The sequence below is a fragment of the Streptomyces sp. NPDC005181 genome (assembly GCF_040608395.1).
In the GTDB taxonomy this organism is placed as follows: domain Bacteria; phylum Actinomycetota; class Actinomycetes; order Streptomycetales; family Streptomycetaceae; genus Streptomyces.
Genome location: NZ_JBEXID010000046.1, coordinates 30,676 through 55,442, shown reverse-complemented (window position 1 = coordinate 55,442; position 24,767 = coordinate 30,676). Strand labels below are relative to the sequence as shown.

General features: G+C 70.9%; 23 protein-coding genes and 2 pseudogenes. 16 read left to right on the top strand and 9 right to left on the bottom strand.

All coding sequences use genetic code 11. The features are described 5' to 3' along the window. Nucleotides 1-103: 103 nt before the first annotated feature. A pseudogene (locus ABZV38_RS25835) lies at nucleotides 104-190 on the bottom strand (TetR family transcriptional regulator); the annotation flags it as partial. 109 nt (nucleotides 191-299) lie between these two features. On the opposite strand from ABZV38_RS25835, the gene panB reads away from it, so the two are divergent. From panB to ABZV38_RS25820, 3 genes are all read left to right on the top strand, one after another. Further along, entirely contained in the window at nucleotides 300-1,184 is an 885-nt protein-coding gene (gene panB / locus ABZV38_RS25830; protein ID WP_356330668.1) for a 3-methyl-2-oxobutanoate hydroxymethyltransferase, read from the top strand. A gap of 174 nt (nucleotides 1,185-1,358) precedes the next feature. After that, on the top strand, nucleotides 1,359-2,375 hold the full coding sequence (locus ABZV38_RS25825) for an ATP-binding cassette domain-containing protein (RefSeq protein ID WP_356330666.1): 1,017 nt from the start codon (nucleotides 1,359-1,361) through the stop codon (nucleotides 2,373-2,375). Further along, entirely contained in the window at nucleotides 2,372-3,223 is an 852-nt protein-coding gene (locus ABZV38_RS25820; protein ID WP_267005469.1) for an ABC transporter permease, read from the top strand. Before ABZV38_RS25825 ends, ABZV38_RS25820 begins: the two co-directional genes overlap by 4 nt. A 17-nt stretch (nucleotides 3,224-3,240) precedes the next feature. On the opposite strand, the gene ABZV38_RS25815 is transcribed toward ABZV38_RS25820, so the two are convergent. After that, entirely contained in the window at nucleotides 3,241-6,789 is a 3,549-nt protein-coding gene (locus ABZV38_RS25815) for a BTAD domain-containing putative transcriptional regulator (RefSeq protein WP_356330664.1), read from the bottom strand. A 232-nt stretch (nucleotides 6,790-7,021) separates the two neighbouring features. Here ABZV38_RS25815 and ABZV38_RS25810 point away from each other — a divergent pair, with 232 nt between their 5' ends. Beyond that, nucleotides 7,022-7,816 (top strand): site-2 protease family protein, encoded by a 795-nt coding sequence (locus tag ABZV38_RS25810; protein WP_356330662.1) that lies wholly within the window; start codon nucleotides 7,022-7,024, stop codon nucleotides 7,814-7,816. Nucleotides 7,817-7,825: 9 nt separating this feature from the next. Here ABZV38_RS25810 and ABZV38_RS25805 read toward each other — a convergent pair whose 3' ends face one another. Then, nucleotides 7,826-8,002: a hypothetical protein gene (locus ABZV38_RS25805; RefSeq protein WP_267005466.1), complete on the bottom strand. Its 177-nt coding sequence runs from the start codon at nucleotides 8,000-8,002 to the stop codon at nucleotides 7,826-7,828. A 100-nt stretch (nucleotides 8,003-8,102) separates the two neighbouring features. Then, nucleotides 8,103-8,813: an NADPH-dependent F420 reductase gene (gene npdG, locus ABZV38_RS25800; protein ID WP_356330660.1), complete on the bottom strand. Its 711-nt coding sequence runs from the start codon at nucleotides 8,811-8,813 to the stop codon at nucleotides 8,103-8,105. Between the two features lie 140 nt (nucleotides 8,814-8,953). On the opposite strand from npdG, the gene ABZV38_RS25795 reads away from it, so the two are divergent. Both ABZV38_RS25795 and ABZV38_RS25790 read left to right on the top strand, forming a co-directional pair. Further along, nucleotides 8,954-9,556, top strand: a complete 603-nt coding sequence (locus tag ABZV38_RS25795) for a hypothetical protein (protein WP_356330658.1) — start codon at nucleotides 8,954-8,956, stop codon at nucleotides 9,554-9,556. Nucleotides 9,557-9,630: 74 nt separating this feature from the next. Then, nucleotides 9,631-10,932: an MFS transporter gene (locus ABZV38_RS25790; protein ID WP_356330656.1), complete on the top strand. Its 1,302-nt coding sequence runs from the start codon at nucleotides 9,631-9,633 to the stop codon at nucleotides 10,930-10,932. 53 nt (nucleotides 10,933-10,985) lie between these two features. On the opposite strand, the gene ABZV38_RS25785 is transcribed toward ABZV38_RS25790, so the two are convergent. Next, the gene (locus tag ABZV38_RS25785; protein ID WP_356330675.1) at nucleotides 10,986-11,216 is read right to left on the bottom strand and encodes a hypothetical protein; all 231 of its coding nucleotides are present in this window, start codon (nucleotides 11,214-11,216) and stop codon (nucleotides 10,986-10,988) included. A gap of 58 nt (nucleotides 11,217-11,274) precedes the next feature. On the opposite strand from ABZV38_RS25785, the gene map reads away from it, so the two are divergent. Both map and ABZV38_RS25775 read left to right on the top strand, forming a co-directional pair. After that, nucleotides 11,275-12,132: a type I methionyl aminopeptidase gene (gene map / locus ABZV38_RS25780; protein ID WP_356330655.1), complete on the top strand. Its 858-nt coding sequence runs from the start codon at nucleotides 11,275-11,277 to the stop codon at nucleotides 12,130-12,132. A gap of 204 nt (nucleotides 12,133-12,336) precedes the next feature. Next, complete coding sequence (locus tag ABZV38_RS25775; protein WP_356330653.1) at nucleotides 12,337-13,002, top strand: biliverdin-producing heme oxygenase; 666 nt, start codon at nucleotides 12,337-12,339, stop codon at nucleotides 13,000-13,002. 189 nt (nucleotides 13,003-13,191) lie between these two features. Here the strand turns inward: ABZV38_RS25775 and ABZV38_RS25770 are convergent, their stop codons facing one another. Both ABZV38_RS25770 and ABZV38_RS25765 read right to left on the bottom strand, forming a co-directional pair. Continuing rightward, entirely contained in the window at nucleotides 13,192-13,878 is a 687-nt protein-coding gene (locus ABZV38_RS25770) for a PhzF family phenazine biosynthesis protein (protein WP_356330651.1), read from the bottom strand. A gap of 46 nt (nucleotides 13,879-13,924) precedes the next feature. Next, nucleotides 13,925-14,098, bottom strand: a complete 174-nt coding sequence (locus ABZV38_RS25765) for a hypothetical protein (RefSeq protein WP_356330676.1) — start codon at nucleotides 14,096-14,098, stop codon at nucleotides 13,925-13,927. Between ABZV38_RS25765 and ABZV38_RS25760 the strand changes: the two are divergent. From ABZV38_RS25760 to ABZV38_RS25735, 6 genes and pseudogenes are all read left to right on the top strand, one after another. Continuing rightward, nucleotides 14,040-14,657, top strand: a pseudogene (locus ABZV38_RS25760) (iron ABC transporter permease); the annotation flags it as partial. The gene ABZV38_RS25765 and the pseudogene ABZV38_RS25760 overlap by 59 nt on opposite strands. Continuing rightward, nucleotides 14,654-15,538 (top strand): heme ABC transporter ATP-binding protein, encoded by an 885-nt coding sequence (locus tag ABZV38_RS25755; protein WP_356330649.1) that lies wholly within the window; start codon nucleotides 14,654-14,656, stop codon nucleotides 15,536-15,538. The pseudogene ABZV38_RS25760 and the gene ABZV38_RS25755, both read left to right, overlap by 4 nt. A 176-nt stretch (nucleotides 15,539-15,714) precedes the next feature. Continuing rightward, nucleotides 15,715-16,851, top strand: coding sequence for an iron uptake system protein EfeO (efeO, locus tag ABZV38_RS25750; RefSeq protein WP_356330647.1), 1,137 nt, complete (start codon nucleotides 15,715-15,717; stop codon nucleotides 16,849-16,851). A 20-nt stretch (nucleotides 16,852-16,871) separates the two neighbouring features. Beyond that, nucleotides 16,872-18,194: an iron uptake transporter deferrochelatase/peroxidase subunit gene (gene efeB, locus ABZV38_RS25745; RefSeq protein WP_356330645.1), complete on the top strand. Its 1,323-nt coding sequence runs from the start codon at nucleotides 16,872-16,874 to the stop codon at nucleotides 18,192-18,194. Nucleotides 18,195-18,227: 33 nt separating this feature from the next. Continuing rightward, complete coding sequence (gene efeU, locus ABZV38_RS25740) at nucleotides 18,228-19,199, top strand: iron uptake transporter permease EfeU (protein ID WP_356330643.1); 972 nt, start codon at nucleotides 18,228-18,230, stop codon at nucleotides 19,197-19,199. Continuing rightward, nucleotides 19,132-20,067, top strand: coding sequence for a hypothetical protein (locus ABZV38_RS25735; RefSeq protein ID WP_356330641.1), 936 nt, complete (start codon nucleotides 19,132-19,134; stop codon nucleotides 20,065-20,067). Before efeU ends, ABZV38_RS25735 begins: the two co-directional genes overlap by 68 nt. Before the next feature lie 148 nt (nucleotides 20,068-20,215). Here ABZV38_RS25735 and ABZV38_RS25730 read toward each other — a convergent pair whose 3' ends face one another. Next, the gene (locus tag ABZV38_RS25730; RefSeq protein ID WP_356330639.1) at nucleotides 20,216-20,962 is read right to left on the bottom strand and encodes a bifunctional DNA primase/polymerase; all 747 of its coding nucleotides are present in this window, start codon (nucleotides 20,960-20,962) and stop codon (nucleotides 20,216-20,218) included. A gap of 398 nt (nucleotides 20,963-21,360) precedes the next feature. Here ABZV38_RS25730 and ddaH point away from each other — a divergent pair, with 398 nt between their 5' ends. Continuing rightward, entirely contained in the window at nucleotides 21,361-22,143 is a 783-nt protein-coding gene (gene ddaH / locus ABZV38_RS25725) for a dimethylargininase (protein WP_356330673.1), read from the top strand. A gap of 15 nt (nucleotides 22,144-22,158) precedes the next feature. On the opposite strand, the gene ABZV38_RS25720 is transcribed toward ddaH, so the two are convergent. After that, nucleotides 22,159-23,190, bottom strand: coding sequence for a small ribosomal subunit Rsm22 family protein (locus ABZV38_RS25720; protein ID WP_356330638.1), 1,032 nt, complete (start codon nucleotides 23,188-23,190; stop codon nucleotides 22,159-22,161). A 204-nt stretch (nucleotides 23,191-23,394) separates the two neighbouring features. Here ABZV38_RS25720 and ABZV38_RS25715 point away from each other — a divergent pair, with 204 nt between their 5' ends. After that, nucleotides 23,395-24,750 (top strand): hypothetical protein, encoded by a 1,356-nt coding sequence (locus ABZV38_RS25715; RefSeq protein ID WP_356330636.1) that lies wholly within the window; start codon nucleotides 23,395-23,397, stop codon nucleotides 24,748-24,750. Nucleotides 24,751-24,767: the final 17 nt, after the last annotated feature.

Sequence of the window (24,767 nt, the reverse complement as noted above, 5' to 3'; positions counted from 1 at the left end):
CTCTGACCCCTGCAAGATCACCGAAAGTAACCACCGCCGGTGGCCCGACCAGCAAGGCTCCATACCTCGACATACACAAAGGAATTGACAACCTCGTTAGGAACGGTTCGATGTCGCGCAGTACGTCGACGAAGAGCTCTTCCTTGCCGCTCCAGCGCCGGTAGATGGTGGCCTTGCCGACCTTCGCAGAAAGTCTTTGCCGAGTGGGCCCACTTCCCGGGGGCGGCCCGGGATGCCACCATGGAACCGGTCCGGGGACGCCGTCAGGGCGCCTCGAGATGACGAAGGAGCCGTTGGCAATGACGCTTGAGGCTGCGCAGAACCAGCCCGCAACCCCTGCGGGGGCCGCCACCGACAGCAGCAAGGCGCTGTACGGAGGCAAGAGCACCCGCCGCATCACCGTCCATGACATCGCCGCCGCCACCGAGCGCGGCGAGAAGTGGCCCATGCTCACCGCCTACGACGCGATGACCGCGTCCGTCTTCGACGAGACCGGTATCCCGGTCATGCTCGTCGGCGACTCCATGGGCAACTGCCACCTCGGTTACGAGACCACCGTGCCCGTCACGATGGACGAGATGGCCATCCTCTCCGCCGCCGTCGTGCGGGGCACCAAGCGCGCCCTCATCGTCGGCGACCTGCCTTTCGGGGCGTACCAGGAAGGGCCCGTCCAGGCCCTGCGCAACGCCACCCGGCTGGTCAAGGAGGCCGGTGTGGGTGCGGTGAAGCTGGAGGGCGGGGAGCGTTCGCTCGCCCAGACCGAGCTGCTGGTGTCGTCCGGCATCCCGGTCATGTCGCACCTCGGGCTGACCCCGCAGTCCGTGAACACCATGGGCTACCGGGTGCAGGGCCGCAGCGACGAGGCCGCGCACCGGCTGATCCGGGACGCCAAGGCGGCGCAGGATGCCGGGGCGTTCGCCGTCGTCCTGGAGCTCGTACCGGCCGAGGTGGCCGCCGAGATCACCCGCAGTCTGCACATCCCGACGGTCGGCATCGGCGCCGGTCCGGACACCGACGCCCAGGTGCTGGTCTACACCGACATGGTCGGGCTGACGGGCGGCAAGGTGCCGCGCTTCACCAAGCAGTACGCGAACATGCGCAAGGTGCTCGGCGACGCGGCGAAGGAGTTCGCGGACGAGGTCGTCGGCGGCACGTTCCCGGCGCCGGAGCACACCTTCCACTAGCGCGGGACCGGTCCCCTCCCGGGGATCACTGACCACTGCCCGCACCACGACAGCCCGCCGACTTCCCCCATCGGCGGGCTGTCGGCGTGTATCGGCGACCTGTAGGTGCGGCGCAGACCCCTCTGTCGGCAGGATGTCGGTGGACTGTCGGTGGCGGATGTTCCCATAGTGGGCATGACGCGAATCGACAAGAACCCCAGGAGCGGCGGCAACGCCGTCGAGGTGCGGGGGCTGGTCAAGCACTACGGCGAGACCAAGGCTCTGGACGGCGTGGACCTCGACGTGCGCGAGGGCACCGTCCTCGGTGTGCTCGGCCCCAACGGCGCCGGCAAGACCACCCTCGTACGCTGCCTCTCCACCCTCATCGTGCCCGACGCCGGACACGCCACCGTCGCGGGCTACGACGTGGTGAAGCAGCCCCGCCAGCTGCGCCGCATCATCGGCCTGACCGGCCAGTACGCCTCGGTCGACGAGAAGCTCTCCGGCTGGGAGAACCTCTATATGATCGGGCGCCTCCTCGACCTGCCCCGCAAGACCGCGCGGACCCGCGCCGACGAGCTGCTGGAGCGGTTCTCGCTCACCGAAGCCGCCAAGCGGCCCGCGATGAACTACTCCGGCGGTATGCGGCGGCGGCTCGACCTGGCCGCCTCGATGATCGGCAGCCCGGCCGTGCTGTATCTGGACGAGCCGACGACGGGACTCGACCCCCGGACCCGTAACGAGGTCTGGGACGAGGTGCAGCGGATGGTCGCGGAGGGGGCGACCGTGCTGCTGACCACCCAGTACATGGAAGAGGCCGAGCAGCTCGCCAATGAGCTCACCGTCATCGACAAGGGCCGGATCATCGCCAACGGCGGGGTCGACGAGCTCAAGGCGAAGGTCGGCGGCCGCACCCTGCAGATCCGGCCCACGGACCCGGCCCAGCTGCCCGCCATGGTCCAGGCGCTCGCGGAGGCCGGTCTCGACGGGGTCGCCGGTTCGCAGGCCGTCCCGGACGAGGGAATGCTGTACGTGCCGATCCTCAGCGACGACCAACTGACCGCCGTCATCGGCCTGTTCGCCGGCCGGGGTCTCTCCATCGCGCACATCGCCACCGCGCTGCCCAGCCTGGACGAGGTGTTCCTTGCCATCACCGGTGAGAAGACCTCGCCGTCCGTGACCGACACGATCCCCGAGGAGGTCCCGGCATGAGCACGGCGACTCTGACCCCCGACGCCCCGACCGGCTCCGCACCGGCGAAGGTCCTCCACGACGAGGGCCGGATCGGGCTGCGCAGCAATCTGCGGCACATCGGCGCGCTGGTGCGGCGCAATCTGCTCCAGATCAAGCAGGACCCGGAGTCGATGTTCGACGCGCTCCTGATGCCGATCGTCTTCACGCTGCTGTTCGTGTACGTCTTCGGCGGCTCCGTCGGCGCGAGCCTGGGCGGGGACCGGCAGACGTACATCAACTACGTGATCCCCGGGCTGATGGCGATGATGGGCATGAACATCGCCATGGCGGTCGGCACCGGTGTCAATGACGACTTCCGCAAGGGCGTCATGGACCGGTTCCGGACGATGCCGATCGCCCGTTCCTCGGTCCTCATCGCGAAGATCGTGGTCGAGCTCGGCCGGATGATGGTCGCCACGGTGATCCTGCTGGGCATGGGCTTCCTGATCGGCATGCAGCTCAAGACCTCGGTGTTCGGGCTGCTCGCGGCTGTCGGTCTCTCGGCGGCGTTCGGCGTCGCCATCATGTGGATCTTCATGCTGCTGGGGCTGTCCCTGAAGACGGCCCAGGCGGTTCAGGGAATGGGGTTCCTGGTGATGATGCCCCTGCAGTTCGGTTCCTCGATCTTCGCACCGCCGACGACGATGCCCGGCTGGCTCCGGTCGTTCACCGACTACAACCCGCTGTCCAATCTCGCGGACGCGGCGCGTGGGCTGATGCTCGGCGGTCCGGTGGCGCACTCGGTGTGGCTGACGCTCGGCTGGGCCGCGGCCATCACTCTGGTGACGGCGCCGCTCGCGGTCTCCAAGTTCCGCAAGAAGACCTGAGGACGGGACGTCCGGGGTCAGTCCCGATACGCGTCCACGAGGGCGGCGGCCTCCTCCAGTGTGAGGCCGCCGCCCTCGGCGTACGCGGCGGCGTAGGCGGCCTCCCCGAGGACGCCGCGAACCAGTTCCACCGCCCGCGCGTGGTTGTCGCGCTCCAGCGACGCCTCGACATGACCGGCCGGCAGCAGGCCCTCCCGGGCCCCCAGCAGCCGAGCCGCGTCCGCCGCCCGGCGCTCGCCGCCGAGTCCGCCGAGGGCCCGGGCCACGGTGACGAGATGAAGGGCGGACATCTGGGGTGCCACCATCTGCGACAGCGGGTCCTGGGACCGGACCAGAGCCTGCCGGCCCCGGTCGAGGGCGTCGGCGTACAGGCCGTCCTCGTTGTCCAGCCACGCCATGCCGCCCAGCACGAACCCGTCGAAGATCGCCACCGTCTCGGACCGGAACTCCTCGCGCAGTTCGATGAGCTGCTCCCGCGCCTCGGCCGTACGGCCGGATCGGCCCAGCCACATGGCGAGATGGAGCCGGGCGGCCGGCATCGCCTCGTGCCCCGCCTGACGGCCCTCGGTGAGCACCTCACGGAGGATCGTCTCGGCCTCGGCGCCACGGTCGAGCTCGGTCAGCACGGAGGCGTACCGGGTGCGCAGGAGCGACACCTGGGAGTGGGCCCCGAGCCGCTCGGCCCAGCCGATCGCAGCGAGGAAGTCGTCGGCCGCGCTGGTGTATTCGCCCTTCTTCTCATTGGCCTCGCCCCGGCAGGAGAGAGCTTCCGCGGCACCCCAGGCATCGCCGAGCCGGTGGAAGATCTCCAGGCTCTCGTCGGCGTCCCCCCGGGCCTCCCCTGCCCAGTCGGGACGGTTGGCCAGCACATTGGCGCGCATCTGGAGCGCGGCGGCGAGCTCCCACTCGTAGCCGAACTCCCGGCAGGAGCGGACCGTTTCGTCCAGCAGCTCACGCAGCCGGCCCACGTCCCCGGTGAGCAGGACCGCGAAGAACCAGAGCGACGCCGGGGCGCGACAGGTCTGCGGCTGGCCCGACCGGTAGGTGGCCGCGATGACGCGCAGCCGCTCCATGCTCTGCTCGGTGGTCCACTCGTCCATCGCGTGGTCCATGCTGACCAGCTGGATCAGCCGCACCCCGCGCCGCGCCTCTTCGAGCAGCTCGGGCGACATGGGCGGCGGCGCGTCGGTGCACCGCTCATGGAGCGAGGGTGCGGGCCGGGCGGGCGGGGCGAACGGGTCGGGGCCGAGCTCGGCGGCCGCGTCGGACCACTGGAGTGCGTCGGTACGCAGGTCGCGCATCTGCCAGTACCAGGAGAGGGAGAGGACCAGACAGAGCACCTCCTGCTCGTCGCGGGCGGCGACGGCGCGACGCAGGGCCGTACGCAGGTTCTCGTATTCGCGCTCCAGGAGCTCGATGGCGGCCCGCTGTCCCGCGCCGCGGAGTTCGGGGTCGGTGGTACGGGCCAGCTCGCGGTAGAAGACAAGGTGTTGCCGCTCGACGGCGGCCCGCTCCCCGGCCTCGTCGAGCCGTCCCGCGGCATACTCGCCGACGGTCTCCAGGAGCCGGTAGCGCATCTCGCCGTCGTCGGCGGGCGCGGCGACGACAAGGGACTTGTCGACGAGCGAGCCGAGCAGGACGGCGACGTCACGCGGGTCGACGGGCTCGACCGGATCGTCCGGGGCGACAGGGGTGTCCGGGGCGGGGTGGGCGCAGACCGACTCCGCCGCGGCGAGCGTGCAGCCGCCGGCGAAGACGGACAGGCGGCGCAGGACGGCGCGTTCGGGCGCGTCGAGGAGGTCCCAGGACCAGTCGACGACGGCGCGAAGGGTCTGCTGGCGCGGCAGAACGGTCCGGCTGCCGCTGGTCAGCAGGCGGAACCGGTCGTCGAGCCGGTCCGCGATCTGGCGCGGGCTGAGCATCCGCATCCGGGCGGCGGCAAGTTCGATGGCGAGCGGCAGGCCGTCGAGACGGCGGCAGATCTCGGCGGCGGCGGCCGCTGTCTCCTCGTCGCCGTCGATCCGGAAGCCGGGCTGCGCGGCGGCGCCGCGGTCGGCGAGCAGGCGCAGCGCCATCGGATCGGGCAGCGGGTCGACGGGGCGGACGAACTCGCCCGGTACGCCAAGGGGTTCACGGCTGGTCGCCAGGACGGTGAGGCCCGGGCAGCGGACGAGCAGATGGTCGGCGAGCGCCGCGGCGGCCTCGATGACGTGCTCGCAGTTGTCGAGGAGGAGCAGCATCCGGCGCCGGGAGCAGTGCTCGATGAGCCGGACGAGCGGATCGCCGGTGCCCCGCTCGGCGGCCCGGAGTTCCTCGGCACCGGCGCCGCGCAGCACGGTCTCGCGCGCACCGAGCGCGGTCAGTACGGCTTCGGGCACGGCCTCGGGGTCGTCGACGGGGGCGAGCTCGGCAAGCCAGACGCCGTCCGGCCAGGCGAGCGCGGCGGACTCGGCGGCCTCCTGGGAGAGCCGGGTCTTGCCCGCACCGCCGGGCCCGAGAAGGGTGACGAGCCGGGCCTGCGCGAGGTCGTCCCGGAGCGCCTCGATATCGGCCTCGCGCCCGACAAAGCTGGTGAGCCTGGCACGCAGGTTGCCGTGGGGGGCGGGGGCGTACCGGGCCGGGGAGCCGCCGCGGGTGAGGGCAGGGGCGGGCGCGGGGGTACGAGCCGTCCGGGGCACCTGGTGCGGCGCGGCGGCCGGGTCCGCCAGCGGCGCCCGCTTCGGCGCAGGCGCGTGGTGCGGCGCGGCGGCCGGGTCCTGTCCGGGCGTCCGGTCGAGCCCGGACGTGCGACCCGGCGCGGGCGCCCGGCCTTGTCCGCCCCCTCGGTTCGACGGCGCCCGCACCGGTTCCTGGTGGAGCAACTCCGCATGCAGAGCCCGCAGTTCGGGGCCGGGGTCCGTGCCGAGGCGGTCGGCGAGTACGGTGCGTACCTCCTCGTACGCCGCCAACGCCTGCGCCGTACGTCCGGCGTCCCGCAGCGCCCGCAGGCGCAGCGCCTGGAGCGGTTCGTCTATCGGGTGGCCGGCGCAGAGCGCGACCAGTTCCGGCAGTACCTCGTCGGCGCGGCCCAGCGCCAGCGCCGCGGCGAGCCGGGTACGGCGGGCGTCCAGCCGGCGGGCCGTCCAGCGGGCGGCGACGGCGCCGCGGTCGGGCAAATCAGCGAGGACCGGGCCCCGCCACAGGGCGAGCGCATCGTCGAGGACGGTGACGGCCTTTGCCGGATCGCCCGAGTCCAGGGCCCGCGCCCCCTCCCCCGCGAGCCGGTCGAAGCGGTGCAGGTCGACCGCGTCGGGGTCGGCGGCAAGCCGGTAGCCGCTCTCGGCGGAGGTGATCGCCTCATGGCCGAGAACCCGCCGGAGCCGGCCGACGAGCGCCTGCAGGGCGCCCACCGCATCGGCGGGCGGCTCGCCGTCCCACACCTCGTCGACAAGTACCGCGGCCGGGACCGCACGACCGGGGCTCAGCGCGAGAACGGTCAGCAGGGCGCGCAGCCGCGCCCCACCGATGGCGACGGCCGTGCCGTCGTCGTGGAGTGCCTGCGTGGTGCCGAGGATGCTGTAGCGCACGCGCCTATTCTCCGTGACCGCGATCGGGAATCGGACAGGCGCCCGGCAGCGGCGGTCCCTTCCGGTCCTCGGCGTTACCCAACGGTTCCCCGGTGCTGCTCGTCATGTATCCACCCTGGCCGGAACCACCACCCTGATGCGAGTCGTTTCCGCCGTGTCGACTGTACGGTCGGGACTCGCCCCGCCCGTGACGCGCTCCACCCTCTGCCGCCGAGCCACTTGGAGTCCGCTGATGACCACCGCAACTGCCCGCAGCGACCGGCGGATCAGTCCCATCTTCCTCGGGATCGCCGCCGTCATGGCGGTCTCCGGCTGGGCGGTGTGGACACACTTCGCCGAGCCGCCCGGCTTTGCGGTCTTCCTCTTCGTCACGGCGGCCTGGGTCGTCTCGCTCTGTCTGCACGAGTACGCGCACGCGCGCACCGCACTGCACAGCGGTGACATCTCGATCGGGGCGAAGGGTTATCTGACGCTGAACCCGCTCAAGTACACCCATGCGCTGCTGAGCATCGTGCTGCCGGTGCTGTTCGTGATCCTGGGCGGGATCGGGCTGCCCGGTGGCGCGGTCTTCATCGAGCGGGGCCGGATCAGCGGCCGCTGGAAGCACAGCCTGATCTCGGCGGCGGGCCCCCTGACGAACGTACTGTTCGCGGTCGTCTGCACGGCGCCCTTCTGGCTGCACGCGCTGGACGGTGTCCCGTTGGGGTTCCGGTACGCGCTGGCGTTCCTGGCGCTGCTCCAGGTCACCGCGTCGATCCTGAACTTCCTACCTGTCCCGGGGCTGGACGGGTACGGGGTGATCGAGCCGTGGCTGTCGTACCGGATCCGCCGCCAGGTGGAGCCGTTCGCCGTGTTCGGCCTGTTCGCGGTGTTCGGGCTGCTGTGGATCCCCGAAGTCAACGCCGTGTTCTTCGACGCGATCCACAGCCTGTTGCAGTCGCTGGGCGTCAGCGAGTCCGATACGTACTGCGGCTTCGACCTCTACCAGTTCTGGCAGAAGTCGAATCCGTCCTGCGCCGTGGGTTAGAGGAAACTCCTAGCCCGCTGCGGTCTCTGCGCGGTGCTTGCGCAGGTAGTACCACGCCATGTTGGAGGAGAGTCCTGCCAGCAGCACCCAGATGATCCCGAGCCAGGTGCCCTGGACGAAGGAGATCACGGCCGCACCGACGGCCAGGACGCAGACGGCGAGGGCGTAGAGAGCGAGGCGGGGCATGGGGGGGCAGCTCCTGTCCGGGGGTGGCGCACGGTCCCGTCCAGTGTCCCTCATGCCCCATTCCGCTCTCCGCAGGGTGCGGCCGTGGGCGCCCGTGGGCTCAGACGTCGGTGGTACGCAGCCCGGCGTGCGCCTTGTAGCGGCGGTTGACCGAGATCAGGTTGGCGACCAGCGACTCGACCTGGTGGGCGTTGCGCAGCCGGCCCGCGAAGATGCCGCGCATGCCGGGGATCCGGCCGGCGAGCGCCTGCACGAGATCGGTGTCGGCGCGGGCCTCGCCCAGCACCAGCACATCGGTGTCGATCTCCTCGATCGCCTCGTCCTGGAGCAGCACCGCCGAGAGGTGGTGGAAGGCGGCGGTGACCCGGGACTCGGGCAGCAGGACGGCGGCCTGCTCGGCGGCGCTGCCCTCTTCGGGCTTCAGGGCGTACGCACCCTGCTTGTCGAAGCCGAGCGGGTTGACGCAGTCGATGACGAGCTTCCCGGCGAGCTCGTCGCGCAGCGACTCCAGGGTCTTGGCGTGGCCGTCCCACGGCACGGCGACGATCACGACGTCGCTGCGGCGGGCGCACTCGGCGTTGTCCGCGCCCTCGACGCCGAGGCCCAGCTCGTCGGCGGCGGTCCGCGCGCGGTCGGCGGCACGGGAACCGATGATCACCTTCTGCCCGGCGCGCGCGAGCCGGTAGGCGAGACCGCGGCCCTGCGGGCCGGTCCCGCCGAGCACGCCGACGGTCAGCCCGGATACGTCGGGAAGGTCCCAGGGGTCCTTGGCGGGGGGCTTGGGCGTGCTGCCGTTGTCATTCGTAGTCATGTGCCCGACACTACTGCGCGCCATGGAGGGGAACGCAGCGTCGCATCCCTGCGAGATCCGTCACTGCGCCTGCCCCCGTTCGGCTGGTTCGGGGCCGTTCGCCGGTGCGGGGGGCGGGTCCTGCGGCATGATGCCGGGCCATGGATGCCGTACGCGTCGCCCTGCTCCGTGAAGTGCTCGCCGGGACCGAGTGGCCCGCGGCGGCCCGGCGGTTCGCGGGGGCCCTCCGGTCGTCCGTCGTTCCGCACGGCGGCGGGCTGCTGCTGGTGGGTACGGCGGCCTACGAGCCGTGGCACCTGGCGGCCCATCTGGTCGACGAGTCCACCTGGTCCGGGCTGCCGGAGCTGACGCCCACGCTCGTCCGGCACCGGGTGGAGCCGGGCGATCCGGCGCATCTGGCCGTCGGTCTGGGCCGGATCGAGGCGGCCGGGCGGGGCGAGACACTGTTCCTGGTGGCTCCCGAGCGGCCCGGGGACGGGCTGCTGGAGCGGGTGCACGACGCGCGCCGGGCGGGGGCGATGGTGCTGTCGCTGGACAACGGCGATCCGGAGGTGCGGGGGCTCGCCCATGAGACGCTCGCGGTGTCCTGCAGGGACGATGTGGATCTGGACACCGTGCAGCATCTGGTGAGCGCGGCGGCCGGGGAGAACAGCGCCCCCGCAGCGCGCGGCCGCCATCGCTTCCGGGACCGGCTGTCCCGGCTCGCCGACCAGCTGACCGCGCCGCCGCCCGCGCGATGGTGACGAGGGCACGGCCGCCACGGGCCCCGGCAAAACCGGTTGCAGAGGGCACGTACGGCGCCGGACCATGACCCCTCGTGACCTCTGCCACCACCCTGCCCGCCAGGCTCTCCGCGCTCCTGCCCGACCTCTCGCCCTGGCGTTCCTCGGCCGACTTCCGGCTGCTGTGGATCCAGGGCCTGGTCACCTACTTCGGCAGCTTCATGGCGCTGATCGCGCTGCCGCTCCAGATCAAGGAGCTCACCGGTTCGCCGCTCGCCGTCGGCGCGATGGGTGCGGTCGAGCTGGTGCCGCTGGTCGTCTTCGGTCTGTACGGCGGGGCGCTCGCCGACTCCGCGGACCGCCGCAAGGTCATCCTGGGCACCGAGGCGGGGCTGGGGCTGCTCGCGCTCGTCCTCCTGGTGAATGCCGCCCTGCCCGACCCGATGCTCTGGCCGCTCTATCTCGTCGCGGGAGGCGTCTCCGCGCTCGCCGGGCTCCAGCGGCCCGCGCTGGACTCCCTGATCGCCCGGATCGTGCCGCACGACCAGCTCACCGCGGCCGCCGCGCTGAACTCGCTGCGCTGGCAGTTCGGCGCGATCACGGGCCCGGCGGTGGCGGGTCTGGTGGTCGCCTACGCCGGGCACGCCACGGCGTACGCGGTCACCGTGGCCACGTTCACCGTTTCCGTACTCCTCTGTCTGCGGCTGGCGCCCGCACCACCGGCCGAGCACGCCCGGAAGCCGTCGCTGCACGGCATTGCCGAGGGTGCCCGGTACGCGTGGAGCCGGCCGGTGCTGCTGGGGACGTACGCGATCGACCTGGCGGCGATGTTCTTCGCCTTCCCGAACACGATCTTCCCGTTCCTGGCGGACGAGCTGGACGCCGAGTGGTCGCTGGGGCTGATGTATGCGGCGGGGTCGGTCGGGTCTCTGGTGCTGGGCCTGACCAGCGGCTGGACGTCACGGGTGCGGCGGCACGGGCTGTTCGTGGTGTTCGGTGCGGCGGCCTGGGGGCTCGCGATCGTGGCGGCGGGCCGGCTCGGCAATGTGTGGCTGGTCCTGGTCTGCCTGGCGCTGGCGGGCGCGGGCGACATGCTCAGCGGTCTGGGCCGCTCAACGATCTGGAACCAGACCATCCCGGAGGAGCTGCGCGGGCGGCTGGCGGGCATCGAGGTGCTGTCGTACAGCGTGGGGCCGCAGCTGGGCCAGGTGCGGGCCGGCGCGATGGCGGGCTGGACGGGCACACGGGCCGCGATCTGGACGGGCGGGGTGGCGTGCGTGGCCTCGGTCGCGCTGCTGGCTGCGGCGCTGCCGAAGCTCCTCACGTACAACTCCGAGACGGACGCGGACGCCGTGCGGCGCCGGCAGTCGAAGGAATCCAGCCCCTCCGGCGCGTGAGGAGCAGGGTCCGGGGCCGGAGCCCCGGGCAGCTGCCGGACAAGGCCGGAACTCTACGCGTCGGCTTCCGGAGGCGTGGCCTTGTCGTGCCACCTGGGGTCGTTCTCCCACTCCAGATTGCGCTCCTGCGCCGTGTCCATCGCGTGCTGTGCCTCCTCACGGGAGGCGTAGGGGCCGAACCGGTCCTTCGCGGGGCACTCGGGGCCTTCCTCGACCTTCTGGTGCACCAGGCAGTAGTACCACTCGCCGGGCTTGCCGACCGTGCGCTTCTTGAACAGGGCCATCATCGGCTCCTTTCCTCGCAGCCATGCTGCCCCAAGCGCTCTGGTTAGACTCGCTGACATGTCTGGCCAGTCGCTGCTCGTACCAGGGGAGATCACTCCCATCCGTTCCGTACCGGGAAATATCCGGCGCCCCGAGTACGTGGGCAAGCCGGCTCCTGCGCCGTACACCGGCCCGGAGATCCAGGACGCCGACACCGTCGAGCGCATGCGCATCGCCGGCCGGATCGCCGCACAGGCGATGGCCGAAGCCGCGAAGCACATCGCCCCGGGTGTGACGACGGACGAACTCGACCGCGTCGCCCACGAGTTCATGTGCGATCACGGCGCCTACCCGTCTACGCTCGGCTACCGCGGCTTCCCCAAGTCCCTCTGCTCGTCGCTCAACGAGGTCATCTGCCACGGCATCCCGGACTCCACGGTGCTGCGCGACGGCGACATCGTGAACCTCGACGTCACCGCGTACATCAACGGGGTGCACGGCGACAACAACGCCACGTATCTCTGCGGCGATGTGGACGAGGAGTCCCGGCTGCTCGTGGAGCGCACCGAGGAGTCGCTGAACCGGGCCATCAAGGCGGTCCGCCCCGGGCGTCAGATCAATGTGATCGGGCGGGTCATCGAGTCGTACGCGAAGCGCTTCGGGTACGGCGTGGTCCGGGACTTCACCGGGCACGGGATCAATTCCTCGTTCCACTCCGGCCTGATCATTCCGCATTACGACAGCCCGCACGCGACCACCGTGATGCAGCCCGGCATGACCTTCACGATCGAGCCGATGCTGACGCTCGGGACGCACCAGTACGACATGTGGGACGACGGCTGGACCGTGGTGACGAAGGACCGCAAGCGCACCGCCCAGTTCGAGCACACGCTGGTGGTGACGGAGACGGGCTCCGAGATCCTGACCCTTCCGTAACCCGTCGTACGCACTCCGTAACCCCGGCACACATGCGGAGCCAGGCGTAACGTTTTTACCGACGGTCCGTCGGGAAGCCGTTGACTTAGGTAAGCCTAAGTAGGAAGATCGGAGATGTCGACAGTGGCTGCCGAGCGCAGTTGCTGTCGGCTTTTCTGTCCCTTTCCGGACTTCCCGTCCCTCCTCGGTCCCCGGAGGCCCGCCTTGGACGCAACCGCCGCCGCGACGCCCTTCTCGACGCTGATCCGCACGGCGTCGCACGAGCAGCACACCGAGGCGGAGACGTCGACCTTCATGAGCGACCTGTTGGGCGGGCGGCTCGGAGTGGATGCGTACACGCGCTACACCGAGCAGCTGTGGTTCGTCTACCGGGCGCTGGAGGAGGGCGCGGAAGCCCTGCGCACCGACCCGGTCGCCGGTCCGTTCATACAGCCGGAACTGATGCGCACCGCGGAACTGGAGCGCGATCTGGCGCATCTTCGCGGCGCGGACTGGCGCAGGGGCCTGGAGCCGCTGCCCGCGACGGCCGCGTACGCCGACCGGGTCGCCGAGTGCGCGCGCACCTGGTCCGCCGGATACATCGCGCACCACTACACCCGCTATCTCGGGGATCTCTCCGGCGGCCAGATCATCCGCGACAAGGCGGAGAAGACCTGGGGCTTCGCGCGCAAGGGCGACGGGGTGCGGTTCTATGTCTTCGAGGAGATAGCCAACCCCGCCTCGTTCAAGCGGGGTTACCGCGAGCTGCTGGACGCGGTGGACGCGGACGAGCTGGAGAAGCGGCGGATCATCGAGGAGTGCAAGCGGGCGTTTGCGCTGAACACGGCGGTGTTCCGGGAGCTGGGCGAGGTGTTCCCACGCAGTGCGTAGGGCCCCGGCGGTGCGGGGGCCCGGGTGACCGGGTGCCGGCGTGGACCCGATCCGCCGTGCCGCTCCGTCCTCAATCGCCGGACGGGCTTGAATTCGCCCCGCCCGACATCACGGCGCCGACGACCCGCCTGGATTCGCCCCGTCCGAGGTCACGACGCCGACGACCCGCTTGAAATCGCCCGTCAGACGTCACAGCGCTGGTGACAGGCTTGATTGCGCCAGCACGACGCGGCCCCCGATCTCCACCGAGCCGTCCGGCGCGGGTGCGGTGAGGATCTGGGAGCCGCGGCCCTGGATGATGTTGAGGGCTCGGCCCAGTTGCGCGCTGAGCAGCAGCGCCGCCGCCCCTGTCGCCTCGTCCTCGACGATCCCGTCGTCGCGCCGCGGGAACGCCCGCGCCCTGACCCGGCCCGCCGCCTCGTCCTCCCACGCCCATACGTACAGCCAGCCCTCCCCGGGCGGCGGCCCGGGGAGCGCCTCGACCTCGGCGACGGACGCGTACCGCTCCAGTGCGCGCGGCGGCGCCCACTCGGGGCGGGCCGCGATCCAGCTGAACTCGCCGTCCTGACGGGCGAAGATCTCGCCGACCGGCAGCTCCAGGATCTCCAGGTCGAGCAGCCAGGCGGCGCCCACGAGCGGATGCCCGGCGAACGGCAGCCGGAGCCCCGGCGTGTAGATGTCGACGTGCCCGCGCTCGGGATCGTCGACGAACACGGTCTCGCTGAAGCCGAGCTGCCCGGCGAGCGCCTGCCGGGACGCCTCGTCGGGGTACGTACGCCCGTCGCGTACGACCCCGAGGGCGTTGCCGTGCCGTCCGTCCGGGCCGCAGAACACGCGCAGCACGTCGATGCCTGCGGGTACGTCGTAGTCACTCACGTGCGCATTCAAGCATCGTGCGGCCCGGTGGTGGCGTAGGGGCGGGTCAGACGGTACGGCGGCGGGCCGCGACGACGACTCCGGCACCGGCCGCCACGACGATGCCCGAGGCGGCGAACAGGGCGCCGGCCGGGATGTCGGATCCGGTGGAGGCGAGGGCGCTGGTGTACGCGCTGTCGCGGTCCGGCGGGCGGACTGAGGTGGTGACGCTGATCCTCACCGGGATCGCCGTCAACGCCTTCGCGGGCGCGCTGATCGGCCTGTTCATCTTCTTCGCCGACAACGCCCAGATCGCCCAGATCACCTTCTGGCAGCTGGGTTCGCTGGCCCAGGCGACCTGGCCGAAGGTGCTCGCCGTGCTGCCGTGTGCGGTGCTCGGGCTGTCCGTCGCGCCGTTCCACTCACGGAAACTGGACCTCCTCGCGCTCGGCGAGCGGCCCGCGCGGCATCTGGGAGTGGATGTCGAACGGCTCCGGATCGTGCTCGTCCTCGTCGTGGCCCTGCTGACGGCCGCGGCGGTGGCAGTCGCCGGGATCATCTCGTTCGTGGGGCTGCTCGTCCTGCATCTGCTGCGGATGGCGAACGGTCCCGGTCATCGCTTCCTCGTCCCCGGCAGTGCGCTCGGTGGTGCGCTGGTGCTGGTCGCGGGCGATCTCGCGGCCCGTACCGTCGCCGCCCCCGCCGAGCTGCCGCTCGGTGTGCTGACCGCACTGTTCGGCAGCCCGTTCTTCTTCTGGCTGCTGCGCAGGACCCGTCGCAAGCAAGGTGGTTGGGCGTGAGAGCCGTGAGGAATGTGTTCGGCGGGCGGCGCGGCCGCACGCTGCCCGCCCCCGTCTCCCCCGGCTCCCCGGTCGCCGAGGCGCGCGGGCTGCGGGTCCGGCTCGGGCCGCTGCCGGTCCTCGACTCGATCGAGCTGACGGCGAGCGCGGGCGAGGTGCTGGCGCTCGTCGGGCCCAACGGGGCCGGGAAGTCGACGCTGTTGGCGGCACTGGCTGCCGATCTTCCCGTCGAGAGCGGCGAGGTACGGATCGACGGCCGCCCGGTCACCGACTGGTCCGCGGCCGAACTGGCCCTGCGCCGCGCCGTACTGCCGCAGTCCACCGCGCTCTCCTTCCCGTTCCCGGTGGAGGACGTCGTGCGGATGGGACGGGCGCCGTGGACCGGGACGGAGCGCGCGGACGAGGACGGTCCGGCGGTCGCCGCGGCAATGGCGGTCACCGAGTTCGCCGGCCGCCCCTTCTCCGCGCTGTCCGGCGGTGAGCGGGCCCGGGTCGCGCTGGCCCGGGTACTGGCGCAGCGTGCCCCGCTGCTGCTGCTCGACGAGCCGACCGCCGCGCTCGATCTGCGCCATCAGGAACTGGTGCTGCGGATCTGCCGGGAGCGGGCCGCCGCCGGGGACGCGGTCGTCGTCGTGCTGCACGATCTGGGTCTCGCCGCGGCGTACGCGGACCGGGCGGCGGTGCTGCACCGGGGGCGCATCGCGGTGGCGGGGCCGCCCGCCGAGGTGTTCACCGGTGAGCTGCTGGGCGAGGTGTACCGGCAGCCGGTCGAGGTGTTCCCGCATCCGCGGACCGGGACGCCTCTCGTGGTACCGACAAGAACTTCCGGCCCCCAGGCGCCCCTTGTCCGCACCGACAAGAACCGCTTGACCATCTCTTGACCCTTCCGTGGGTCGCCCATGGGTCGACTGTGATCGCCCCGTTCCTCGGCGCCGCAGGTGAGAGCTGAATCACTGCACGAGTGGGTACCAGTGAGGTAAGCCTCGGTTAAGTTAGGTCCGCCTCACCCACCTCTGTCCGGCCCTGTCCTTCCTCTTTCTGTCTCTGTGGAGCCCGTATGCGAGCCGTTCGTTTCTCCGTCGTCACCGCTGTCGCCACCGTGGCAGCTCTGACCGCCGTCACGGGCTGCGCCGAGAAGAGCGACGGCAAGGGCGACGACGCGGTGAAGGTCACCGCGAAGGACGACTCCTGCGCGGTGTCGAAGAAGAAGCTCCCGGCCGGTCACATCGCGCTGGCCGTGGAGAACAAGGGATCCAAGGTCACCGAGGTCTACGTCCTCTTCCCGGACGACCGCATCGTCGCCGAGCGCGAGAACATCGGCCCCGGCACCAAGGCCACCATCACCGCCGAGGTCAAGGCCGGTTCGTACGACGTCGTCTGCAAGCCCGGCATGAAGGGCGCCGGCTTCCGGCAGAAGATCGAGGTCACCGGCGGCACCGCGGTCAAGCGCAGCCCCGAGATGGACAAGGCCGTCGCCGGCTACCGCACCTATGTGCAGGCGCAGGCCGACGAGACGCTGCCGAAGGTCAAGGTCTTCACGGACGCCGTCGCCGCGGGTGACATCGAGGCCGCGAAGAAGGCGTATGCCGACTCCCGCATCGGCTGGGAGCGCACCGAGCCGGTCGCCGAGTCCTTCGGTGACATCGACCCGAAGGTCGACGTCCGCGAGGACGGCCTGGAGGACGGCCAGAAGTGGACCGGCTGGCACCGCCTGGAGAAGGCGCTGTGGCAGGACAAGAAGCTCGGCGCCGAGGAGAAGGCCCTCGCCCCGGTTCTCTACAAGGACCTCGTCGACTGGCAGAAGCGGGTCGGCACGGCGGAGATCACCCCGACCTCGATGGCCAACGGCGCCAAGGAGCTCCTCGACGAGGTCGCCACCGGCAAGGTCACCGGTGAGGAGGAGCGCTACAGCCACACCGACCTGATCGACTTCAAGGCCAATGTCGAGGGCGCGCAGAAGTCGTACGAGCTCCTCAAGCCGATCGCCTCGAAGAACGACGCGGCGCTGACCACCACCCTGGACAAGCAGTTCGCGGCGCTGAACACGCTGCTGGACAAGTACCGCAAGGACAAGAACTCCTACGAGTTCACCTCGTACGACAAGGTCGGCAAGGCGGACCGCAAGGAGCTGTCGGACGCCGTCAACGCGCTGGCCGAGCCGCTGTCGCAGCTCGCCGCGGCAGTGACGAAGTAACGGGCGGGGAGGCACTGGTCATGTCCGAGGAAAGCCAGAACACCGCCGGGGCGGACGTCGCCGGCGCAGGCGCCCGCGAGGCGGACGCCACCGAGGGGTCGGCCGGTACCGGCGGCCGCGCCCCGTCGCGCCGTGCGCTGCTCGGCTGGGGCGGTGCCGGGCTGGCGCTCGGCGCGGTCGCGGCCGGTGGTGCGGTCGCCGCGGTGCGTACGGAGAACGACGCCGTGCCGGCCGCGGACAGCGGCGCCGCGGTGCCGTTCCACGGTGTGCACCAGGCCGGTATCGCCACCGCCGTCCAGGACAGGCTGCACTTCGCCGCGTTCGATGTGACGACGAAGGACCGGGGCGAGCTGATCGCGCTGCTCAAGGAGTGGACGCGGGCGGCCGAGCGGATGACGGCCGGTCATGCGGTCGGCGACGGGGCGTACGGCGGTCTCGCCGAAGCACCGCCGGACGACACGGGCGAGGCGCTGGGTCTCAAGCCGTCCCGGCTGACCGTCACCATCGGCTTCGGTCCCTCGCTGTTCGCCAAGGGGCGGTTCGGCCTCGAGGACCGGCGCCCGGAGGCGCTCGTCGATCTGCCGAAGTTCCCCGGCGACAATCTCGATGCGGCCCGCAGCGGCGGCGACCTGTGCGTCCAGGCGTGCGCGGACGACCCGCAGGTCGCGGTGCACGCCATCCGCAACCTCGCCAGGATCGGCATGGGCCGCACCGCGATCCGCTGGTCACAGCTGGGCTTCGGCAAGACGTCGTCGACGACGCCCGACGCCCAGACCCCGCGCAACATGATGGGCTTCAAGGACGGCACCCGGAACATCTCCGGCACCGACACCGCGGCCCTCGACAAGCATGTGTGGGTCGGCGAGAAGGACAAGGCCGGCTGGATGACCGGGGGTTCGTACCTGGTGGCCCGGCGTATCCGCATGCACATCGAGACCTGGGACCGGACCGGGCTCCAGGAGCAGGAGGACATCTTCGGCCGCGACAAGGGCGAAGGCGCCCCGGTCGGCAAGGCGAAGGAGCGCGACGCGCCGTTCCTGAAGGCGATGCTGCCGACCGCCCATGTGCGGCTCGCCCACCCGGACAGTAACGACGGTGCGACGATCCTGCGCCGCGGCTACTCCTTCACGGACGGCACGGACGGCCTGGGCCGGCTCGACGCCGGGCTGTTCTTCCTGGCCTACCAGCGCGATGTCCGGAAGGCGTTCATTCCGCTGCAGCGCCGCCTCGCGGCACACGACGCACTCAACGAGTACATCCAGCACGTGGGTTCGGCGCACTTCGCCGTCCCGCCGGGCGTCCGCTCCAAGGACGACTGGTGGGGCCGGGCGCTGTTCTCGTAACGGGACTCGAAGCGGAAAAAGGAGAACCGAAACGTGTTCAGCAACTTCCTGATCGGCCTGCGCGAGGGCCTTGAGGCCAGTCTGGTCGTCTGCATCCTCATCGCCTACCTGGTGAAGACCGGCAATCGGAGCAAGCTGCTGCCGATCTGGGTCGGGGTCAGCATCGCGGTCGTCGTCAGCCTGGCGTTCGGCGCGGGTCTCGAATTCGGCTCGCAGGAGATGACGTTCAAGGCGCAGGAGGCGCTCGGCGGTTCGCTGTCGATCATCTCGGTCGGCCTGGTCACCTGGATGGTGTTCTGGATGCGGCGCACCGCGCGGCATCTGAAGGCGGAGCTGCACGGCAAGCTCGACGCCGCGCTCGCGATGGGCACCGGCGCGCTGGTCGCCACCGCACTCCTCGCCGTCGGCCGGGAGGGGCTCGAGACCTCACTGTTCGTCTGGCGTGCGGTGCATGCCGCGGACGACGGCTGGCATCCGATGATCGGTGCGCTGCTCGGGATCGCCACGGCCGTGGTGCTGGGCTGGCTGTTCTACCGCGGTGCGCTGAGGATCAACCTGGCGAAGTTCTTCACCTGGACGGGCGGCATGCTGGTGGTCGTCGCGGCGGGTGTGCTCGCGTACGGCGTCCACGACCTGCAGGAGGCCGAGTTCCTCGGCGGTCTGCAGAACCGGGCGTTCGACATCAGCGCCACGATCCCGCCGGACAGCTGGTACGGCACGCTGCTGAAGGGCACCTTCAACTTCCAGCCCGATCCGACCGTTCTTCAGGTCACGGTGTGGGCGCTGTATCTGATCCCCACTCTCGCGCTGTTCCTCGCCCCGGTAGGGTTCGGACGGTCAGTGGGGGCGACGGATCAGAAGGCGCAGAAAGCAACGGATGAGAAGCCTGAGGCCGATTCGGCTGGCGACGGGGCTCGCGACAGCGACGGTGCTGAGCATGACGGCGAGCGGGTGCGTGACGGTGCACGGCGAGCTGGAAGTCGTACCGTCGGCGACCAAGTCTGAGGCCGCGAAGGCCCTTTCGGACTTCACCACCGCGTACAACGCAGCGGACAAGGCCTACGATCCGGCGCTGGACGCGGACCGGGTCACCGGTCCGCTCGGTGCGATCAACCAGGCCGGTCTGCGGGCTCGGCAGAAGAACAACCCCAACGGCAACGCGAACCATCAGCCGCTGGAGCTGACCGACGCCACGTATCTCATCCCGAAGAAGGCCGGCTGGCCGCGCTGGTTCCTCGCGGACACCGACTCCAACCGCGACCAGGACAGCGGGAAGCAGGACACCAGCTGGCTGATCGCCTTCGTCCGGACCGGTCCTGACGCGGTCTGGAAGGCGTCGTATCTCGCGGTCGTGGCACCGTCCGAGCTCCCTGCGTTCACGAAGGACGGCGACGGACGGGCCCGGCCGGTCACCGCGGAGAACGCGGAACTGGCCGTGGCGCCGAAGGACTTGAGCACGCAGTACACGCAGTACCTGCAGAAGGGCACGCCGGACGTGTTCGCCCCCGGGGTCGCCACCTCGGCCTGGCGGAACGAGCGCAGGAACAGCCGGCGGGCCGGCTTCTCCTTCCAGTTCATCGACCAGCCGCTGGAGAGCGGTACGTTCGCTCCGCTCGGCCTGGAGACGGAGGACGGCGGCGCGCTGGTCTTCTTCAGCAGCAAGCACTTCGAGCAGCAGACCGCGGCGAAGGGGCTGCGCCCACCGGTCAACGCGGATGTGCAGGCGCTGCTGACCGGCGAGGTGAAGACCACCCTCACCAAGGAGCGGGTCTCCAGCCAGCTGGTGTACGTCCCGAAGAAAGGCGCCTCGGACGACGCCAAGGTGATCATGCTGAACCGGCTGCCCGGACTCACCGCGGCGAAGGGCACGTAGGCGCCGTCCCGCGCCACGTGGGTGGCGTCCCGTGCTGCCGGGAGCCGGCGTCCCCTGCCGCCCGTGGCACAGGGCTCGCGCTGCTCGTGGCGCAGGGCTCGTGAGGCCCCGCGCTACGGGTTCGCCCGTTCTTCTGCTGCCGGGAATTTCAGCGGCTGAGCGGCCAGGCCACCGAGTCGTGGTCGAGATCGCTCTGGTCCGCCGAGTCGGCGTACTGCGCGCAGGCGTCGGTGAGCGTCTCCAACAGCGTCAGCGGGTCCGGCAGAGGGTTCTCCGGGCCGCGGATCCAGTGCACGTCCAGCTCACCGGGGAGCATGGCGGGCGGCAGGAGGACATAGCTCCCGCGGCAGTGCCAGCGCAGCCCGGGATGCTCGTCCATGGTCTCGGGATGGCAGTCCAGCTCGCAGGGCCACCACTCGTCCTCGTCCTCGGGGGTGCCGCGGGTGGCGGTGAAGAAGAGCATCCGGTCGTCGCCGGAGACGGCCACCGGGCCGACGTCGATGTCCGCGGCGAGAAGCCGCTCCAGAGCCTGTTTGCCCGCGGTCAACGGCACGTCGAGGACGTCATGGATCATGCCGGTCGCGGTGATGAAATTGGCCTGCGTCTGACTGCGGGCCCAGCGCTCGATCTGGGCGCGGTCGGTGGTGGACTGCGTCTGCCAGGCGAACGAGATGGGGTGCCGGGCGGGGGTGGGACAGCCGATGCGTTCGCACGAACATCGGTAGCCGACCGGGTGGGCGGCGGGCGCGATGGGCATTCCGGCTTCGGCGACAGCCAGGAGCAGCGCCTCCCGGGCGGTGTCGTCGACGTCGCTCTGCTGCGGTTTGGGTCGTCGGCGAAACCATTGGGAAAACTTGCTCTCTGTGCCGCGAGAACGGCCGAAATCGGCGCCCATTAATCCCCTTACCTCAGCGTTGCCCCTGCCTATGGTCCCACCATCCTGCGCCTCGGGTGGCCAGAGTTCTCAAGCGGGGTGCGAGGACCGGCGCGCCGAGCTGGGCACTATGCCAATAATTGGCCTGAATTGGCAGGTGTGGCTCAAGAGGTGTCCGGCAGCCGAGCGAGACGTGACGTAGCACCTCGGCGCCGCTCCGTAGTCGTTACCGAGCCGTCCGTACAACCACCCGATCGGTTCACTGCGCGGTCGCCCCGCACGGCGCACCATGGGCTCACGCACAGACCCGTGCGAGCCCCGACTGTCCGCAGGCCACCCCTGCTGTCCGTGAGGAGCCCCCATTGCCTCGTGAAGCCACACCCTCATCGCTTCGTGAAGCGACACCGCGCCGCTACCTGATGTGCCCCCCGGCCCACTTCAAGGTCACGTACTCCATCAACCCGTGGATGGACCCGAGCAAGCCGGTCGATCTGCAGCTGGCCCAGGCCCAGTGGGAGGATCTGCGCGACCGCTACCAGGCGCTCGGCCACACCGTCGAGCTGCTCACCCCGCGTCCCGACCTGCCCGACATGGTCTTCGCCGCCAATGGCGCCACCGTCGTCGACGGCCGGGTACTGGGCGCCCGGTTCGCGTACCAGGAACGGCATGCCGAGGCCGAGGCGCACCGGGACTGGTTCCGGGAGCACGGCTTCACCGAGATCCATGAGCCGGTCCACGTCAACGAGGGCGAGGGCGATTTCGCGGTCACCTCGTCGTACCTGCTGGCCGGCCGCGGCTTCCGGTCCAGTCCGCTCTCGCACGACGAGGCGCAGGAGTTCTTCGGGCGGCCGGTGATCGGGCTCGATCTGGTGGACCCGCGCTACTACCACCTGGACACGGCGCTGTGTGTGCTCGACGAGGCGGGCGACGAGATCATGTACTACCCGGGCGCCTTCTCGCCGGGCAGCCGCTTCGTGCTGAGGCGGCTCTTCCCCGACGCGTTGATCGCCGAGGAGACCGATGCCGCGGCGCTCGGGCTGAATGCGGTCAGCGACGGACTCCATGTGCTGGTGCCGCAGGGCGCCGCGGGCCTCTTCGACCCGCTGCGTGCACGCGGCTTCGAACCGGTCCCGATGGACCTGAGCGAGCTGCTCAAGGGCGGCGGCAGCGTGAAGTGCTGCACCCAGGAGCTGCGCGGCTGAGGAGTGTCCGGCGGATCAGGGCCGGAGATGATCCGCCGGAGACATCCCCTGGTCCTCCTGTCCGGGGGGCGGCCAGGCGTCGCCCCACGCGATGTCCCGGGCGGCCCGGTACAGCTCGCCGTGCCGCTTGGTGACCGTGGAGCGCTTCAGCGCTTCGTCGCGGGTGCACAGGTCCAGCAGCACCTGCCCCTTGCGGATCTGCGGCTTGCGGGTGACCCGGGCGAGTACCGGCTCGGTGGCGAAGCGGGTCGCCACGACATAGCTGAACTTCTCGTCCTCGTACGGCAGTGATCCGCCCTTCACCTGCCGGTGCAGCGAGGAGCGGCTGACCCGGGCCGAGAAGTGGCACCAGTCGGTTCCGGGCTCGATGGGGCACGCCTCACTGTGCGGGCACGGCGCGGCGACCGTCAGCCCGACGCCGATCAGCCGGTCGCGGGCCTCGATGATGCGGGCGTACCCGTCCGGGGTACCGGGCTCGACGATCACGACAGCCTGCGCGGCGGCTGCGGCCGTGTCGACGAGGGCGGTGCGGGCGGCCGCCGTCAGCTCGCCCAGTACGTAGCTGACGGTCACCAGGTCCGTGGGGTCGAGCTCGAGGCCCGTGCCGATCCGGGCCCGCCGCCAGTCGGCGGTGCGCAGGGCCTCGATGCCGGAGGCCTCGGCCAGTTCCCGGCCGAGGACGAGGGCGGGCTCGGCCCAGTCGAGGACGACCGTCCGGTGCCCCTCCCAGGCCCCGGCGACGGCCCAGCTCGCCGCGCCGGTGCCGCCGCCGATGTCCGTGTGGGTGACGGGTGACCACTCCGGGGCGGCCTCGCGCAGCGCGGCGAGGGCGGACCGTACCGCCTCGAAGGTCGCGGGCATCCGGTACGCGGCATACGCGGCGACGTCCGAGCGGTCGCGGAGCACCGGGGCGTCGGTCGGGGTGGTCCCCCGGTAATTGGCGATGAGCCGGTCGACCGCCTGTGCGGCCTGCTTGGGCGGCAGTCCGTCGAGGAGTCCGGCCAGCGCCGCGCGCAGGGCTTCCGCGGTGGAGAGGGTGACGTTCACCGACAAATTGTAGGCGGATGCGACCGGCTGGTCTCCGGCTGCTTCCCGGCCGGTGCCCGTCCTGTGCGGCGCACCGTCGCCCGCAGCCGGTCCGCGCACACGGCCGCCGAGCTGAACTGCCTGGGCACCGGGGCCAGTTGCTACGCTGATCGGCGCGAGGTCAGGAATGCTCACGTGAGGTCGGGAATGCTCATCGAGGGGACCATGCGACAGAAGATCGTGCGCCTGACTCTGGTCGCCGGGGTGCTGGTGCTTGCCCTGCTGCTTCTGCTGGCCACCTGCGGTGCCGGGGGGAACAGGACCAAGGGCGAGGGGGGCAAGGGCGGCGGCGGGCCGAAGAAGCCGGATCGGACGGGTACGGGCCCGGCGACGCAGCTCACCGTTCCCCCCGCGTACACGACCCGACGCGGCTGGGAGCTCGTCAACACCTCGCCCGACTACGCGATCTCCCGGACGACGGGGCGCCTCGCCTATCTGCTGCGGATCTCCGACAGCCAGTACCGGCTGGAGACCATCGACTCGGAGACCGGGAAGGCCGGCTGGAAGGGCGAGAACTGGCGGCCGCCGGCCTCGAAGCACTTCCCGAAGCTGCTCCTGGTCACCAAGGACGACGTGGAGTACTTCGTCACCTGGGCGTACGGAAAGGTCGGTGTGAACGCGCTGACCCCGGCCGACACGATCGTCTCCCTCGATGTGTACAACGCGACGGACGGCTCCCGGCAGCGCATCGAGGTGCCGTGGAACTCCGCGCCGACCGTCGACACCAGCGGACCCGGCATCCTGATCAGCGACGGCCGCACCAACAGCGTGCTGGTCGACCCGGCGAGCGGCCGGATCACGAAGATCGCCCCCACGGCGCTGGAGTACCCGAAGGGCTGCCCGTCCTGCAAGCAGCTCACCGAGGTGTTCGGACTGACCACGAAGGGGCTGCTGGTCAGCGGGGCGCGGGAGTTCTGGGTGCAGGGCGGCTGGTTCAGCCGGAACGTCGCCCCGAAGGGCACCGACCGGTCCAGCGGGATCCCCACGTCGGTGGCCCCCGGCTGGGTGCTGGCGAAGTGGCAGCTCGCCAAGGGCCGGAAGCGGGCGACGACCCATGACCTGTGGGCGGTGCACGACGCGGAGACGGGGAAGCCGGTGGCCACGGTGGAGTGCCACAAGGTCGCGATCAAGCCGGGCCAGTACCCGCAGGCCGTCATGTCGCCCTCGGGGACATACCTGGTGGCCGGGAACCTCGCCTTCGACCTGGAGACGAAGAAGGGGTTCTGTCTGGAGGCGACGGACGGCTCGAAGCCGCTGACCCTGGTCTCCGTGACGGACGAGGGCGTCGCGTACGGCGCGACGCCCGGACGCAATGCGACGGACGTGCTGGCCGGCCGCGGCCGGCCGGTCCAGGTCGAGGTCACCAGCGGGGTGCCGGAAGCGCTGCCCGCGAATGTGCGGCTGCCGGCGACGGAGGCCGCGGCGGGAGTCGGTGTGTTCCGCTGGACGGACGAGCTGGACCGGCTGCATCTGCTCGGCTACCCGCGCGCCGACCGCTGGAGGAGGTCCGGCGAATCGTGATCACTCGCCCCCCCCGG